Source organism: Psychrobacter sp. UBA6766 (assembly GCF_002453355.1).
Lineage (GTDB): Bacteria > Pseudomonadota > Gammaproteobacteria > Pseudomonadales > Moraxellaceae > Psychrobacter.
The window spans coordinates 53,229-67,317 of the sequence record NZ_DKGQ01000039.1 but is presented as its reverse complement, the minus strand read 5'-3'; the positions used below and the strand labels follow the sequence as shown (position 1 = coordinate 67,317).

Sequence of the window (14,089 nt, the reverse complement as noted above, 5' to 3'; positions counted from 1 at the left end):
CTTATTCTCTCTCTCTGTCTATATTTGCATGGTACGCCACAGTAAAGTCGTAATTATCTTTGCTGCTACCTACGTGCTGTCCGATTGCATTACCGATCCAAAGCGGGTAGGCGGCTGCTTGCGTGTTAAGTCGTATCGCATTTCCTGCCGCGCCACCACCGCCCCAAGCTGCAATCTCGATAACAAAATAGGGCTGACCAGTTTGCGGATTAATTGGCGCTGTTCTCGAATTAACCGAGCTTGTGCCAATTTGACCAAGCGTCCGACCGATAATCCTAAACTCAGTCACACTGGTAAACACAAGTGCCCACTGCTCGGTAATCGCGTCTTTGTTAGTCACAACGATAGGGTTGTTAGCCGTCTGCAACTGAATTACGGCAGACTCCCCTATCAGTGTATCAGACCAAACACTGCCCCATGTTTTTTGACTAAACACGTTATATGCCCTTGCTTGCATATCTCCTGCAATCAGCATTGATGATAAAATAGCATCGGTGCTGTAGTCATGCGTGATAGGCGTTGATAGCGTCACACGACCTGATATATCAGTTTCAATGACCAACGCAATATCCATAATGCGATATTTAGCAGTGAGTGGCGCGGTGTAAAACGACATATCAAACATACCGTTGAGCATTAATGTGCCTGCGTCTAAATCAACATCGAGATAATCGCTATTAACTTTTAAATTATTAGCATCTATGACATTGACATCAGATAAGCGCTCAAAACCTAAGTCAAAGCTATCATTAGGCTCATTGGTTGGCAGCGCCATTGTTTTAAGCTCAGTAATAGCCACGCTATCACCTTTACGCACAAACGGCACACGACCGTCAGTTGGTAAGCGCACCGGATCAAGTCCGATAAGCTCTTTATCTAATGGCAAATAACTATAAGCAATCGCGTTATAACGGATTGAGTCCGGCTTAACGTATATCGGTTTATTGATATAGTTTGTGCCGCCGTCGCTATATACGTACTCTGCGCTATACCACGGCTCATTAACTACATCGGGATTGTCACTGACTTTTAATTTTTCATAAAAGTACAGCGCGACAACGCCCGCTTTAAAATCAACCTCGCCGTGAGCAAACGCATGACCAGTGATAGCGCCTTGCTCATCTGTCGATAGTGATATTGCTGTACCATCTGCTAATTCAGCACTGATTTGCAATGATGCTTTTTTAAGCGGTGCCACTGGCGTTCTAAAAATCAAATTAGCGAGCGGCACTGGGTCATTTTCGCGCAGCATTGACTTGAGCGTAGCGGTGTTTTGCTGCCCTGCTTGCCACGTTGTCAGCTCAATCACGCCTGAGTCGAGATTGATATCGCCGACCACATCATCGCCATTTTTTACTCTGCCGTTATCATCGCGCAAACTATAGCCGAGCGCATCGACAAACACTGAGCCGCTGACGACTGGTGTGTCTGACGCTACTGGCGGCGCTATTAACAATTTATCAGCAGTCATGTCAAAAGTCGCTGACTCGGTTGACGCGCCTAGTGTTGCTATGCCCGTCACTTGTGCGGTCTCAATAAATAACGACTCATCAACGTTGCTAGTGGAAAATAACGGCTTTTTATTGATACCGCCAACCATTACAACATCAGTCACTTTCTTTTTTCGCGTCACCTTAATTGTAAAGTCGATTTTGCCTGTTGATTTGTTTACGCTGCTACTTACTAATACCGGCGTCCAATCGTTAGCACTACTGCTAGTATAGGGCATCCAAGATAGTTTAGTGTCTGTCGTTGCCGTATTGCCTGAGTATTGCTGCGTGTGTTGATAAGACGGATAAAATACACCTTTTACAAACAAGCTGTTATTGTTGTCCGCGATACCTAAATTAATCATTACTTGTGGCTGTCGCTGATCGCTAAGCGCAACTTGTAAATCTACGCCCTCGATAGCACTTGCAACATCAATACTACCAGTAAATACGCCGCTAGAGTTTTGCGGTGAGTGGCTCGCATTGATAGCCGTAGTCATCGAGTCTAAGACTTTGTTATAAGTCACAGTAAACGCAGTGTCTTTAGCGACTGTCTCTTTTGGTGCGATATGCAGCTCTCTACCTTCATACGTGCCCGTAGCATCGCCAGTAATAACGCCATCACTCATAGTTGCTGTTTTATCATCGCCCCATGTGATAGTAATATCGCCGACCACCTCGTCCTCGATAATAGCCGCGTGATAAGCAGGTGCCAGCGCTTGCTCGCCATATTTGACTGTATCTAAATCCACGCCAAAACTATAAATAATATAGCTTGCAGCATCAGGGATTGCAGCAGTCGTGAGTAATACTGTTTTGCCCTGTACTGTCCCGCGTCCGTTGCCGTCATCATCGATTAAATTGCCGCGTCCGTCATCGTGTACGAGATAGTTATTACCACCTACCGTATAAGTGATTTTTAGGCTGCTAGGTATTGGTTCAGCACCAAGCTCACGCACATAGTTATAACCTGCATTGTCATCGACGACTTGATAGTCAGTTTGCGCTACTCGGGTAAACTCGCTTGCAGGCTTATAGCTGCCCGTAATTGTCGTTTGCCCAAGACTCAGTAGGTCATACCAAGTGATTTGACCAATGCCGTACTTAATCGAGGCATAGGCTAAGCCGTTGCTATTAACTAGCTCGCCGTTACGGTCTGTTAGATTCTGAGCGCCAACCGATAAGCTAAGCGTACCGACTGCGACACCTGACGGCAAATTAAACGCGGTGTTGGTCGCAACATTGACCGACTGACTGATTGCGATCATACCATCGCCACGCGCTTGAGTAGCGACTTGGTTTGCAGGGTCACGCTGCAAAATAGGCGTTTCCACTTGCGTACTAGGCACGACCTGCGTATAGATGCTATCTAGTCGCACCTGACGGCTGGCCATTGCTACTACTGGCTCAGCTAAGCGACTGGCGCTGTAATATTTAGCAGCATCAGCAACGCGAGCTTCACGTAAGATAGCGCGTCTGCTTGTATTAGCATTTTGGTAAAATTCAGGAACAGTTAAGCCGTTAAAGGTCTTGTTTAGCGTATCGCCAAACTCAATCGTCGCAACAGTACGTGTTACCGGTTCACTAACCGTACGTTGAAATCTGCGCTCTACGGTATCAACTTTAAGTGGACGGATGTATTGATAATACTCGTCGCTTTGACCCTCATTTTGCACGATAACAAGCGGTTGACCGACTGCTGGTATCTGATCGCCTTTATCAAGTGACACCTGAATAACGCGCTGCCCTGCTAATTGAGTTTCAAGTAAATGCCCCGCCCATTTTGAGCCAAAAGCAAGATATGACTCAATCTTGTTTTGAGCATCGCTACGTTTATCTGCAAATGATGTCGCTTTAAATGCGAAAACGCTGATATTAGGATTGGCAGGCAGCTCGGTAAAAATCAATCGCGCTGCTTGCAATAGGTCACGGTTTGCCGTCTGAACGCCCATAAAGATTTTACGCAAGCGGACGCGCCCAATCTGACGGTCAAGGTCTGACACATCGGGAAATAAGTTATTTGATACACCATCGGCAACCACGTTACTTGTTGGCAATCCGCCGCCGTCATCAGTATCAGCTTGAACCTCGGCTTTTAAAAGCTGTAAATCGTTTTGAGTAATTGCCATCGTTATCATCCGTCAAATTTTAGGCATTAAAAAAGCCCTAAATAAAGGGCTGAATAATTGAATAAGGTCACACGCTTGGTATCTCTAAGAATTTAAGCGTTACATTGTAGTAATCGGTCAGCTTTGGGCTTGTGCTGCCCTTGATTGGCGTCGCATTGATAGCGTCTTGTGTTGTATCAAACATGACCTTAACGCGCTTAACTGCACCATCTGCTAGATAGTCTAGCCAAAAGGTAGCGCCTAGCTTGTCACGCTCAGATTTGAGCGCATTAACCGTTGCTCGACTGAGTACGCCGTGACCGTCAGGCGCTTGCATCACGTATGGTCGCCCTGCTTGTCTTACCGACTGCTCGACTATCATCGTACCGTCTAGCGCGTACTTGGCATTTGATACGATAGCCGACCAATCGTGCTCAGCATCAGGATAAAGGCTGTCTGACAAGACGATGACCGCGCCTGTAGCTGTATTTGTCAGTTTGGTTTGTGCATTAGTACGCATAATTTATCCTTTTTATTTGAGTAAGCCATCGACACGCAATGACTTAGTTAAATAAAAATAGGTCAGTCGGTAATTCGACCAACCCATACGTTACAGTTTCACAATCTCATACGTCGCATCTTCAGCTTCGTCGTACATCAAGTCGGCTTCAAGCGTCATCTCGCTAAAGTCGTCGCTGATTAGATCGAGCGTATCGGCGGGTGACAGCTTGGCGCGGTACGCCGTAACGACTTGCTTATCTTTTTGACCGACCTTGTTTAGGCCATCAACGCGAATACGATAGTAATCAACATCATCAGTCATCGGCTTCATGACTGTTGCTGTGCCGTAGCTATAAGTCACGATTAGCGGTGATTTAAGCGTTTGCTTTTCTAGTAGCTCAATCGTGCCGTATTTTTTATCAATCGTGTAGTCGATGCCTTCGACCAAATCAAGCGCAGTAACTTCTGTGCTATCCTTAAACGATGTGATTTCAGTCACGTTTTTATGTTTCAAAAATAGGATGTCACCCACTTCTGAGACAGCATGTTCTTCGCCCGTAGCCGTACCAGTAGCAACCTCGGTTACAGTCGCTTGCAGTGCTGCTTGCATGGCTGCTTGGCGGCGCTCATTTAGCGTAATACTAAACGTGGTTGATTTGTCACCGTCGTACTTATCCCACGTTTGGTTTTTGCCAGAGTGGTACTCTTTAAGCTCTTTCTCGTCCTCGACTGAGTGACCAAAAGACGCAGCGTTTGCGACACCAACCCAAAAAGGCTTGCCCTCTACGCCATTTTTGACTGGCGTAAAATACACTTTACCGTTACCGATAAAAGCGTGTGATTGTTGCTTATTGTCTGCCATGTTGATTGTCTCCTATGGCGTAATAGTAGTTTGAAAAGTGAGCGGATATAGTGCGAACGTACTAAAGTAATCAGGCCGTCCGCTTGTACTGGTGCGCTCTAGTGCGTCGTGATAGTCGTCAAGCTGATAGCCTTGCACATGATTGATAACCTTGCTCACAAGCTCGCCTGATGACTGCATAAGTGCCTTAACGTCATCTTGTGCTGCCTGATTGCTCACAGCGACAACGACCGTCCATTGCTGTACGTCACGACTGTCTATCGAGCCATTAGCGTTTGGATTGTTACCTGTGTTAATAACGTAAAGCGCAGGTGTAACGTTTTTATTAATCTTATTGATACTAGCGACGGTGCCGACGTGCTTAACACCCCACTCAGCAGCTTTTGCCTCTAAATGCTCGATTAGGCCAAGACCTACCGCAAAATAATTACTCATAAGTCCACGTCCATAATTCGATTGATGATGTTGAGTACGCTCGCTCTGTCGTCGTCATTCATGCCCATGTATGGCCTAGCAGGTATATCACCCCACAAGTGAGGAAACATTGCTTTAGTGCCGCCGTAGTGCATCATGCGAGCATAAACAACATTAGTGCCCCACTTAACGCCATCAGGTAGCGCAATATAGGTCAATGATGATAATAGGCGGCTAGTATCGCGCAGCGTTTTACCGCCTTGCTCTAGCGCTCGTTTAGATGGCAACCACGGTTGCCGCTGTAAATCATGCTGATTATAAAAACGCTCCTCAGTTTGATGTACCATTTCAGCGCCAGCTAATCGGCTAAACTTCTGCATTTTTTGATTATCAAAATACAAAGCGCCCAGCCGTCTAATTATCTCGTCACCGCCTGATAAGTTTGCGTCAATCATGACTCACCTCACTTAAAGCCTGGCATGGTAGCGAACACATCATCACCAAAGACTTGACCACGATAACTATCACCGATTGGTACAGCAGGTTTGATGTAAGTCGATTGCTGCTCGTCATCAGTCAATGGCTCAGCAAACGTCACATTCGCTTTACCCGCACCCACGTCTTGCAGCCATTTAAGCGCTTCTTTATAACGCGCCTCTACCTCGTCGGTCGGCTCGTTCATATAAAGCAAATAGCGAGCAATATCAGCGCACACCAGTTTTAAATGCTCAGTCTTATTCAATGGCGTTTTATAGCGTATGGATAAATAGCTGTTCATCTTCTCACTGGCGTCTGATAGCGCATTGGTGACTGCAAGCAAGCCGTCATTGTGCATGGACTCAAGCTCAGCTATAGCAAGCTCACCAAAGCGGCTTATTAAATCGTCATGAGTCGCATACATGGCTTAATCCTTCGGAAATAGCGCGATTAGCTCGGCTTTAGTATCAGACTTGTTGTACTTGATACCTTCTTCATCAAGTAACGCCTTTAACTCATCGTTTGATAATCCTTCAAGCTCGACCACTTCGCCGCCATCACCATTATCAGCATCATCTTCGGCTTCAGCTTTTTTGATAGCACCTTTACTTAGTAAAAATTCAGCGCGCGCTTTTGGCAATCCTTCAATCGCCTTACCATCTTTGACGGCTGCTTCTAGCTCGTCATTAGTAACGACTGGGATTTGATCACCCGTGTTGTATTGGCCAATAGCTTGCAATGCGATATACATTAATTTAGACATAATTTGCTCCAAAAAAAGCCCACGGTTAAGTGGGCCATTAAGTTATGGGTTGATTAAAGAGTGATAAAACCAGTACCACCAGTGGCACCGTTTTTATTGATGGTCACTGGCAATGGGCTTGAATCAGCAATAAACTCGTCAACCGATGGGTTATCACCAAACACATGATAGGGCATCAATTCCATCGCTAACTTAGCAGGGTTTTTACGATGTTTAATCATGCAGAAGTACAAGTTATTACCACGCTCAGACACCAACCAAAAACCATCTTCTGGAATCATAAGCTCGCTTGTGCCGTCTTCTTTTTCAAACTCAACGTCATACGTCCAAAACTCGATACCGTCTAAAGTACCGCGTAAGGTTGCTTCTGTTTCTCCACCGAAGCCACCGCCAAACACGCGGGTAGCGTTGGTATCAAGCGCATTGGTAAAGCGCTTGTTAAACGTTTCATTGTCCGCCAATGCTTCAAATACGCGGCTAGACATGAGCGCATCAACCGCACGACGCTTGCCGTGCTTGGTTAAGTTTTTGACCATTTTACGAATATCTTCGTAAGGCGTTGCGCCTACCTGGTCCCATGCGACAAGTGGGCCGAACGTTAAGTCAGCATGACGACCATAATCAACGGTCACACCCGCATTATCATCACCTTGTACGACTACTTTGCCGTACAACAAGGCATCACGACACATCAAAGCAATACGTGCAGCGATTGACTGGCGGATAGTCCAGTAAGAGTTAGCAGCTGCCATCTCCCACTCGTCTTGCAAGGTCGGCGGCACACCTGGGGCATTGGTTGCGATAACGCGCATAGACTGCAATAGTTTTTGCATCTTAGCGTCAATATCACTCAATGGCTCAACGATACAGGCGGGCTTTAAGTAAGGCGCTTTGATATAGCTTACGTTTAGTTCAACTTTATCTTTAATCACACGACCTTGCGCTGTCGGCAGTACGGCTGGTGCAAGTGGTACATAGGTTTTAATATCACCTACTGGCACTTTGTCTTGACTATTTAGGTAAATCGGATTACCAAAATAACGGTCACGTAAAAAACTATCAACTGGCTTGCTGTGGTCATAAACCGCGCCAAGCTCCTCAAAAGATGCGGTTTCAATTTGCGCATCATCAAATACAAAAGTAGCCATAGATTCTGTCCTTATTTAACAACGCTAAGCGTGATTTTAGTTGAGCGATTAGCATACGCACGCGCTGCCAGTTTTTGAGTCTCATCAAGTGCCACGCCATTGAGCTTGACCTGTGCAACATCAAACTTACCTGCAACGTAGACCGGCATTTCAACACCCATCGCTAGTTTTTCAGTTGCTTGCTCAGCGGTCACATCAGCCAAACAGATAACATGCCAGTCAGCTTGTGCGCCAGTTGAGCTATCGCTATGCGTCGCTACGTTGGTGTCAGCAGCAATTTTTAGCAGATCGCCTTTGTGGTAAGCGGTTGCCGTAGTCGGTACGACACTATCAGTGATAGGCTTCACATCAACTGGTAACGACTGCTCGGTTGTATAAGTGAAATCAACCATTATTTAGCTCCTTGTGCTTTTGCGGCTTCAACAGCCGCTAGAATTTTACTTTCGCCACTTTGACGCCCATTGGTTGCTTGCTCTTTATCAAGACCGGCTGGCAAATCAGGTACTTTAGGCTCAACTGGTTTTGCCATAAACTCAGCAACAGCAAACTGTGCATCGTCCATCGCTTTAAACGCGGTCACCTGGTCTTCAGTAAACGTGCGACCAGTATCAGCGGCTAATTTCTCAATAGCTGTTTGACGGGTTGCCGCTTGCGTTTCTGCTAATGCGTTTTGCGCTGCTAGCGCGGCGGCTTTTGCGTCGGCTGCCTCTTGTACCGCTTGAGCTTTTTCAGTCTCTAGCGCTTTGATTTTGGCTTGCGCCTCTTGTAAATCCATTGATTCCCCCTCGGTTTTTGGATTCGTGTTGCTCTGTTTGGTGCTGCTCGACGCTGCCACGCTATCCGCAATCGCATCAATTAGACCTAGTTCTTTTGCTTGGGCAGCCTCAAAACACCGCCCTTCAAGTGCTGCAATCGTGTCAGCTTGTAATCCACGGTGACTTGCCACATGCTCAAAAAACTCTTGAGCATTGGCATCTACACCAGCCTGTATTTCTGCCTCTTGCTCATCGCTCAACGGCTCATCATCGCCAAACACAGCCTTCCATTTACCGCTACGGATATTCGTCACCTTGACGCCTATTTGTTTTAAGTAACCGGTTCGCTCTGTATGCTTGACTATGGTGCCGATGCTGCCAATGCCTGCAAACTGTGACGCTGTGATTTGGTCGGTCTGCACTGCAATGCGATAAGCTGCTGAATACGCATTACCACTGACAAACGTTTCAATCGGCTTCGTAATGTTTGCCAAAGTGTCGTCAACTAAGTGCTGACCTTTAACATAACCACCAACACTATCGATATCTAAAACGATACGCTCAACCGTGTAATCATCATTAGCTTGCTGAATGTAGTCCGCCAAGTTTGCATAGCCTGTCACGCCCCATGAGCGATAGTCGCTTGAGGTTTCAGGCACCAACAGACCGCGCACATCAATAGTCGCTACGCCATTCTCGACTGTGTAAGCAGGTTCGCTATCATCATCGCTGTATCGCGCTAAAGACTTGAAGTCGATAGATGCAAGCTCGCCTTGTAAGTCGTGGCAAGCCATGAGCGCATGACTGTCAATATCGCGCTTAATCTTTGCTTGTAAGTTCATGTTTTTTGCCTTTGATTTCGTTATGCAATAGTTCTATATAAGCCGTAGCACTACCTTGGTCGTCAGTCTCTCCAACCTTTTTAACAACATTCCCAACCATCACGATAGATATATCAAACCCACCGTTGACGTTAGGCGTGGCATCGACGAATAGTAAGTTCTCAGTATTCACAAGACGCCCGGCTATAAGTGCTAAATTAGTCATTTATACTCACCCATTAAAAAACCGCCCTTATCGGCGGTCTTGTTTTTGTTTCTTGCGTTTTGTGTAGATGGTCATCGCTATATCAGCTATCAGCGCGATAACCTCTATTATTCGTTTGCGCTTATTCATGCCTCTTGCTCCTCTATAAGCTCTTTAGCCTCGTCAATCATCGCAGCAAGCTCAGGTATAGGCTGTGCCAACATAACTGTGATAGCCGCTTCAATCCGTTGTCTTGCTGCCAATATTGTACCTGACTGCTTGTAGTACGTGATAGCGAGTTCGGCTATAGTTTTGTTGACCAGTTGATTCATGTTGCCTGTGTACTGAGCCGGTGTGCCGCCAATCCAGCCCTTATCGTTTGGCACACTTGGTAAATCGTCATCTACGGTTATACCTTTAGCTTCAGCTTGGGACTTGGTGAGTGAGCGCATTATGCACCGGCAGCGATAACCGCTTGGAGCATAGTGTTGTTGCCAAAATGGGTCATCAATATGTCTGACCACGCCATCTAGCACTTTATGCGCTGGGCGCTGTCTAATATCGTTAATGCCATCGCGCATCAGGTAAGGACGTTCATCTTTGTTCTGTTGCTGTTGATACCATCGGCCGCGACCATAAGCGCCTTGGATGTTGGTACGAAAGATATTATCTAGCCGATGCTTTGGTAGATTAATATCAATATCGCCCGCTTTGACCGCCTTTTGAAAGTCTGCAAACGTACCGCCATCAACCAATTGCTCATTGACCAAGCCCATCACATGCTTAATCTGCTCAGTCTGTGCAAGCCCTGCAATAGATACCGCTTGCTGACGTTGGATAGGTGTCATGACGTTGTAGTAGTTATCAGGTAAAACCACCTCACGGTTTAAAGCGTAAGCAATGGCTTCGATAAACTGTACGTCAAATCCTGCTGTTGTCGTTGCCATTGGTTACTCACTTTATTTTTGACAATAAAAAAGCCCTATTCGATTGAAAGAGCTCTTGTACCTACTTAAAACGTTTTAAGTGTTAATTTACGAAAATCTCAAAGTATTTTTGCTTTACATCCTCTTGAATTGGAATACCAAGAAATGTTGAATATTCATCAGCAGATGTATGTCTTTTAAAACCTTCAGGATTAAATCTTTTAAAGGTCCTATGATATAAAGGGTGTAGCCGTATTAAAGCAGGGGTTTTTCCTGCTATTTCAACCGCTTGTAAATCGCTTTTTATATCATTAACTAGCTTTGTAACTTCCATTATTAACTCCTTGTTTTGATAGGGTTAATATAACATCAAACCTCACTCGATTCATCAGCAAAACCGTGCACATCAGCGACCATCAACGCGGTATTAACCAACTGAGTGAATTCACTCTCAGCCAATCCATCACCGCATAGGTTAAATAATGCCTCACGTAAGCTGTCTACGTCCGTAGTGTTACTTATAGCTGATAGCACCGCATTAGTATCAAAAGGCTGTACGCTCGCATTTAGCGCATCATCTGCTACTGCTTCAAGCTCCATTTGCTCGTTGGTAAATTCGCTATCACTGTCAGCAGCTTTAAATGGCAGCCATGTTTTGCTAGCGAATGAATTAGCCTTGGCCGATATTGGTAATGTAGTCGCACCCGCAAACGTTTCAACGTGTGAGATATGACGTTCTTCATAACCTAATTCATCAACAAAGTATGATTTGTTAAAGCGCAGGCCCATGTCATAGGCTTTCTTGTCAGCATCCAACTGGTCAACTGGGATAACCTTTTTGGCAATCCACTTAAACTCTGGCGCGTCATAACCATTGGCTAAACAGATAATATCAATAAATTGCTGTACCGCTTTGAGCGCGTGCTTGCGGTCACTGTTAAAGATAATCTCTTGCTGCTCTTGGTGTATCTTGCCTTGTCCGTAAGTACCGCCATTATCCGTGCCGCTTGTCAGCGTCTGACCTAGCAGATAGGTAGTGATACCTTGCTTGGTCACATCGTTATAAGCAACGAACGCCTCGCCATGACTGCCGCCCGTTACTGGTGTTACGTCCTCGTCGATACCAACCGTAACAACGCCGGAGTTATGAGCCGCTAGCAGTGCGTTGGCAAAGTCTTGCGCGTCATCTTCGGTTGCCGCATCCGTCTTACCTATCAGTAGCGGACTACCAAAGCGCTCTAAGAACTTAGACCAAAAACGCCAGCCATTCGTCTTAAAATAATGCAACCAGTAAACACGGCTTAATAGTGACTTACCTTTTGGCTCCAAGTACGTTGGCTTGTGCTGCTGCAATAAATAGCGATACTGATAATCATCTTGGTCGCTAACGGTCTTAGGGTTGCTACCATCGTTGGGATACCACAATAAGTCGCCATTAGCTTTAGGCTCAAACCAATCAATCGGCTTACTTGTCAGCTTAATAACAACATTGCGACCGCTGCTATCTTTGCCCCATACCATTTCGGCAACATCATAGCCGTAGAGTTTGCTATCAATGACGCCTTGTAATATCGGCTCAAGATGCAAATCTAATTGCTCATAGATAAACTCAGCGACCTTGCCCTCAGACGGCATCAAAGTATAAAGCGAGCTTGTTAACTCCTCAGTACGTCTATCGACTGCTTGGTCAATATCAGGGTCAGTAAGTAGTGTCTTAAGCGCATAGCGACTGATACCTGCTTTTTTGAGTATCTCGTCAGTATCTTGGCGTATGAGCTGTTGGTAAAACAACTTACCGCGCAAATCAATCGCTTGCTCTTGGCTTAGTGTGCCGCCAGCTTTGACACGATAACGCGGCTTTTTAGTCATGTCTGTCATCTGTACGTCCGTTTGCCAGCTGTGGCTCTATGTCGTTTAGTATTAGCACCACGCTTCATGGTGCGCTCATGTGCATATCTGAGCGAATCAATTAAGTGGTTATGCTTATCGATAATCTCAGGCAGTATCTCACCGCTTAACCGGTCCGTCTTATAGCTGTAAAGCCTAAACTCTTTGGCGGTCGCGGTACAACGTGGATGGATAACAATTTGCTTATAACCTTTGAGGTGAGCAATGCCATCCTCAACACTGCCCTTACCTTTAACGCATGCCTTAATCTTCGGTATGCCGTTACGTTTCAGGTAGCTGATTGACTCAGGTCGAGCGTTATCTGCTATCAACTCGTAGTTTTCAATACCTGGTATATTGTCTTTCAAATAATCCGGCGTGTCGTCAATCTCAAGACCGACTTTGCATGCTTCATATTCAATATAGAGCGTGCCATCATGTTCCCATGAGTTTGTCGCGCCCGTTGGGTCGGTAGCAAAACCAAAGTCCAAGCCGTTATATGGCCCATTCCATGTTGGGTGTCTTGTAAATTCTTTAACAACAAATTTGCCATTAAATATCTGAGCATCTGAAGCCTCATGATAAGCACCTTCCCAAATCCAGCAGTAAGTTGCATCATCCAGGTTTTCTTGATCATTAAGTCGTTCTTGCTCAAGAACATCCGGAAAGAACGGGTTATCGTTGTAATTCATCTCAACAATAAATTCGTTATGCTTCTGCCGGAATCGTTTGTCTGTTGCACTACCTTTGTGCTCAGGGTTCCAAGTTATCCAAACCTCAGAATCATCTTCACGTACTGTTGGTAGCAGTTTGCGCCAGGCAGCCTCACTGACGTTTTCAGCTTCATCTACCCAAGCAAGTAATATGCGCGACTTACCTTTAATGCTGTCTAGGTTATGACGTAAACCAGTAAACGCATAAGCAACACGCCTATTCTTGGTACGAACATATTTTTCACCAATCTCATAGTAATCATTAAGCCAACCAACTGAGCGTATCGCCTGTTTGATTTCCTCTAGCGACGACTCTTCTAGTGAGTTCATATACTCACGGCCGCATAGGATTATGCCGCTAGCGCCTGCTTCGGCTAGTCGATAACCCTCTACGGCTGTCATCAATGCGAATGTACGTGTCTTAGCACTACCACGGCCACCGTAAGCGCCTTTGTAGCGCGACTTGGCACTAAATACTGGTATTAGCTTATCTGGTATGACTACATCGGCATAAACTTCATCATTTAATTGCTCGCCCATTTTCATCTACCTTTGGTGCAACCAGCCTAACTACTGTTGGCTTGGTCGCCATCGAACCATCACTAGACGTATTGTCTACCTTCTGCTTATTAGTGAATACTTCACCAACATCCTTAGCTGCCTGCTCAAGTAAGCTTGCTGCTAGAGGTCTGTTCTTTGACTTCTCAGCATCACGCGCCATACGGTCGAGCATATTCAATCGATACGCTTTATTAGCAATCGGTATTGCTTGGATGTCGTTATTAAAGTCATCGCGGAATTGCTTAAATAGGTCCTTCCATTTTTTGGCAAGATTCATTCCTGATGCTTTGGTTGGATCGTAAGACGATACTTGTTGACGTGTTATTTCTAAGTCAAATTCTTTTTTGACAGCCTCCGCCACTTCTGAAGGCATCATATAGGTAGCAAGCCCTTGTACAATAAAGGCTTTCACCTTATTATTAAGGGTTGCCATTCTCTTACTCCGTATTACACAGTAT

16 protein-coding genes are annotated in these 14,089 nt (G+C 45.6%); all 16 read right to left on the bottom strand.

Features of this window, described 5'->3' with window-relative positions; translation table 11 throughout:
- Nucleotide 1 precedes the first annotated feature (1 nt).
- On the bottom strand, nucleotides 2-3,619 hold the full coding sequence (locus B4K26_RS08505) for a hypothetical protein (protein ID WP_296244810.1): 3,618 nt from the start codon (nucleotides 3,617-3,619) through the stop codon (nucleotides 2-4).
- 67 nt (nucleotides 3,620-3,686) lie between these two features.
- Nucleotides 3,687-4,118: a hypothetical protein gene (locus B4K26_RS08500; RefSeq protein WP_296244809.1), complete on the bottom strand. Its 432-nt coding sequence runs from the start codon at nucleotides 4,116-4,118 to the stop codon at nucleotides 3,687-3,689.
- Nucleotides 4,119-4,208: 90 nt separating this feature from the next.
- On the bottom strand, nucleotides 4,209-4,961 hold the full coding sequence (locus B4K26_RS08495; RefSeq protein ID WP_296244808.1) for a hypothetical protein: 753 nt from the start codon (nucleotides 4,959-4,961) through the stop codon (nucleotides 4,209-4,211).
- A gap of 12 nt (nucleotides 4,962-4,973) precedes the next feature.
- Nucleotides 4,974-5,396, bottom strand: coding sequence for a phage tail terminator protein (locus B4K26_RS08490; RefSeq protein WP_296244807.1), 423 nt, complete (start codon nucleotides 5,394-5,396; stop codon nucleotides 4,974-4,976).
- On the bottom strand, nucleotides 5,393-5,830 hold the full coding sequence (locus B4K26_RS08485) for a phage virion morphogenesis protein (RefSeq protein WP_296244806.1): 438 nt from the start codon (nucleotides 5,828-5,830) through the stop codon (nucleotides 5,393-5,395). Before B4K26_RS08485 ends, B4K26_RS08490 begins: the two co-directional genes overlap by 4 nt.
- Before the next feature lie 8 nt (nucleotides 5,831-5,838).
- Complete coding sequence (locus B4K26_RS08480; protein ID WP_296244805.1) at nucleotides 5,839-6,276, bottom strand: gp436 family protein; 438 nt, start codon at nucleotides 6,274-6,276, stop codon at nucleotides 5,839-5,841.
- 3 nt (nucleotides 6,277-6,279) lie between these two features.
- A complete protein-coding gene (locus tag B4K26_RS08475) occupies nucleotides 6,280-6,615 on the bottom strand; it encodes a hypothetical protein (RefSeq protein ID WP_296244804.1) in 336 nt (111 codons plus the stop codon).
- Nucleotides 6,616-6,668: 53 nt separating this feature from the next.
- Nucleotides 6,669-7,763 (bottom strand): major capsid protein, encoded by a 1,095-nt coding sequence (locus B4K26_RS08470; RefSeq protein ID WP_296244802.1) that lies wholly within the window; start codon nucleotides 7,761-7,763, stop codon nucleotides 6,669-6,671.
- Between the two features lie 11 nt (nucleotides 7,764-7,774).
- The gene (locus B4K26_RS08465; RefSeq protein WP_296244801.1) at nucleotides 7,775-8,155 is read right to left on the bottom strand and encodes a hypothetical protein; all 381 of its coding nucleotides are present in this window, start codon (nucleotides 8,153-8,155) and stop codon (nucleotides 7,775-7,777) included.
- The gene (locus tag B4K26_RS08460) at nucleotides 8,155-9,360 is read right to left on the bottom strand and encodes a S49 family peptidase (RefSeq protein WP_296244800.1); all 1,206 of its coding nucleotides are present in this window, start codon (nucleotides 9,358-9,360) and stop codon (nucleotides 8,155-8,157) included. The genes B4K26_RS08465 and B4K26_RS08460 overlap by 1 nt, the downstream gene beginning before the upstream one ends.
- Nucleotides 9,338-9,565: a hypothetical protein gene (locus tag B4K26_RS08455; protein ID WP_296244799.1), complete on the bottom strand. Its 228-nt coding sequence runs from the start codon at nucleotides 9,563-9,565 to the stop codon at nucleotides 9,338-9,340. The genes B4K26_RS08460 and B4K26_RS08455 overlap by 23 nt, the downstream gene beginning before the upstream one ends.
- A 125-nt stretch (nucleotides 9,566-9,690) precedes the next feature.
- On the bottom strand, nucleotides 9,691-10,491 hold the full coding sequence (locus B4K26_RS08450; protein WP_296244798.1) for a phage minor head protein: 801 nt from the start codon (nucleotides 10,489-10,491) through the stop codon (nucleotides 9,691-9,693).
- Nucleotides 10,492-10,573: 82 nt separating this feature from the next.
- Nucleotides 10,574-10,804: a hypothetical protein gene (locus B4K26_RS08445; RefSeq protein WP_296244797.1), complete on the bottom strand. Its 231-nt coding sequence runs from the start codon at nucleotides 10,802-10,804 to the stop codon at nucleotides 10,574-10,576.
- Nucleotides 10,805-10,839: 35 nt separating this feature from the next.
- The gene (locus B4K26_RS08440; protein ID WP_296244796.1) at nucleotides 10,840-12,348 is read right to left on the bottom strand and encodes a phage portal protein family protein; all 1,509 of its coding nucleotides are present in this window, start codon (nucleotides 12,346-12,348) and stop codon (nucleotides 10,840-10,842) included.
- On the bottom strand, nucleotides 12,345-13,610 hold the full coding sequence (locus B4K26_RS08435; protein ID WP_296244795.1) for a PBSX family phage terminase large subunit: 1,266 nt from the start codon (nucleotides 13,608-13,610) through the stop codon (nucleotides 12,345-12,347). The genes B4K26_RS08440 and B4K26_RS08435 overlap by 4 nt, the downstream gene beginning before the upstream one ends.
- Nucleotides 13,591-14,064, bottom strand: coding sequence for a DUF2280 domain-containing protein (locus tag B4K26_RS08430; protein ID WP_296244794.1), 474 nt, complete (start codon nucleotides 14,062-14,064; stop codon nucleotides 13,591-13,593). The genes B4K26_RS08435 and B4K26_RS08430 overlap by 20 nt, the downstream gene beginning before the upstream one ends.
- Between the last annotated feature and the right edge of the window lie 25 nt (nucleotides 14,065-14,089).

Bases quoted from the DNA above. Each gene is read 5' to 3' on its own strand.
- B4K26_RS08505 (WP_296244810.1), bottom strand. From the start codon at position 3,619: ATGGCAATTACTCAAAACGATTTACAGCTTTTAAAAGCCGAGGTTCAA.
- B4K26_RS08500 (WP_296244809.1), bottom strand. From the start codon at position 4,118: ATGCGTACTAATGCACAAACCAAACTGACAAATACAGCTACAGGCGCG.
- B4K26_RS08495 (WP_296244808.1), bottom strand. From the start codon at position 4,961: ATGGCAGACAATAAGCAACAATCACACGCTTTTATCGGTAACGGTAAA.
- B4K26_RS08490 (WP_296244807.1), bottom strand. From the start codon at position 5,396: ATGAGTAATTATTTTGCGGTAGGTCTTGGCCTAATCGAGCATTTAGAG.
- B4K26_RS08485 (WP_296244806.1), bottom strand. From the start codon at position 5,830: ATGATTGACGCAAACTTATCAGGCGGTGACGAGATAATTAGACGGCTG.
- B4K26_RS08480 (WP_296244805.1), bottom strand. From the start codon at position 6,276: ATGTATGCGACTCATGACGATTTAATAAGCCGCTTTGGTGAGCTTGCT.
- B4K26_RS08475 (WP_296244804.1), bottom strand. From the start codon at position 6,615: ATGTCTAAATTAATGTATATCGCATTGCAAGCTATTGGCCAATACAAC.
- B4K26_RS08470 (WP_296244802.1), bottom strand. From the start codon at position 7,763: ATGGCTACTTTTGTATTTGATGATGCGCAAATTGAAACCGCATCTTTT.
- B4K26_RS08465 (WP_296244801.1), bottom strand. From the start codon at position 8,155: ATGGTTGATTTCACTTATACAACCGAGCAGTCGTTACCAGTTGATGTG.
- B4K26_RS08460 (WP_296244800.1), bottom strand. From the start codon at position 9,360: ATGAACTTACAAGCAAAGATTAAGCGCGATATTGACAGTCATGCGCTC.
- B4K26_RS08455 (WP_296244799.1), bottom strand. From the start codon at position 9,565: ATGACTAATTTAGCACTTATAGCCGGGCGTCTTGTGAATACTGAGAAC.
- B4K26_RS08450 (WP_296244798.1), bottom strand. From the start codon at position 10,491: ATGGCAACGACAACAGCAGGATTTGACGTACAGTTTATCGAAGCCATT.
- B4K26_RS08445 (WP_296244797.1), bottom strand. From the start codon at position 10,804: ATGGAAGTTACAAAGCTAGTTAATGATATAAAAAGCGATTTACAAGCG.
- B4K26_RS08440 (WP_296244796.1), bottom strand. From the start codon at position 12,348: ATGACAGACATGACTAAAAAGCCGCGTTATCGTGTCAAAGCTGGCGGC.
- B4K26_RS08435 (WP_296244795.1), bottom strand. From the start codon at position 13,610: ATGGGCGAGCAATTAAATGATGAAGTTTATGCCGATGTAGTCATACCA.
- B4K26_RS08430 (WP_296244794.1), bottom strand. From the start codon at position 14,064: ATGGCAACCCTTAATAATAAGGTGAAAGCCTTTATTGTACAAGGGCTT.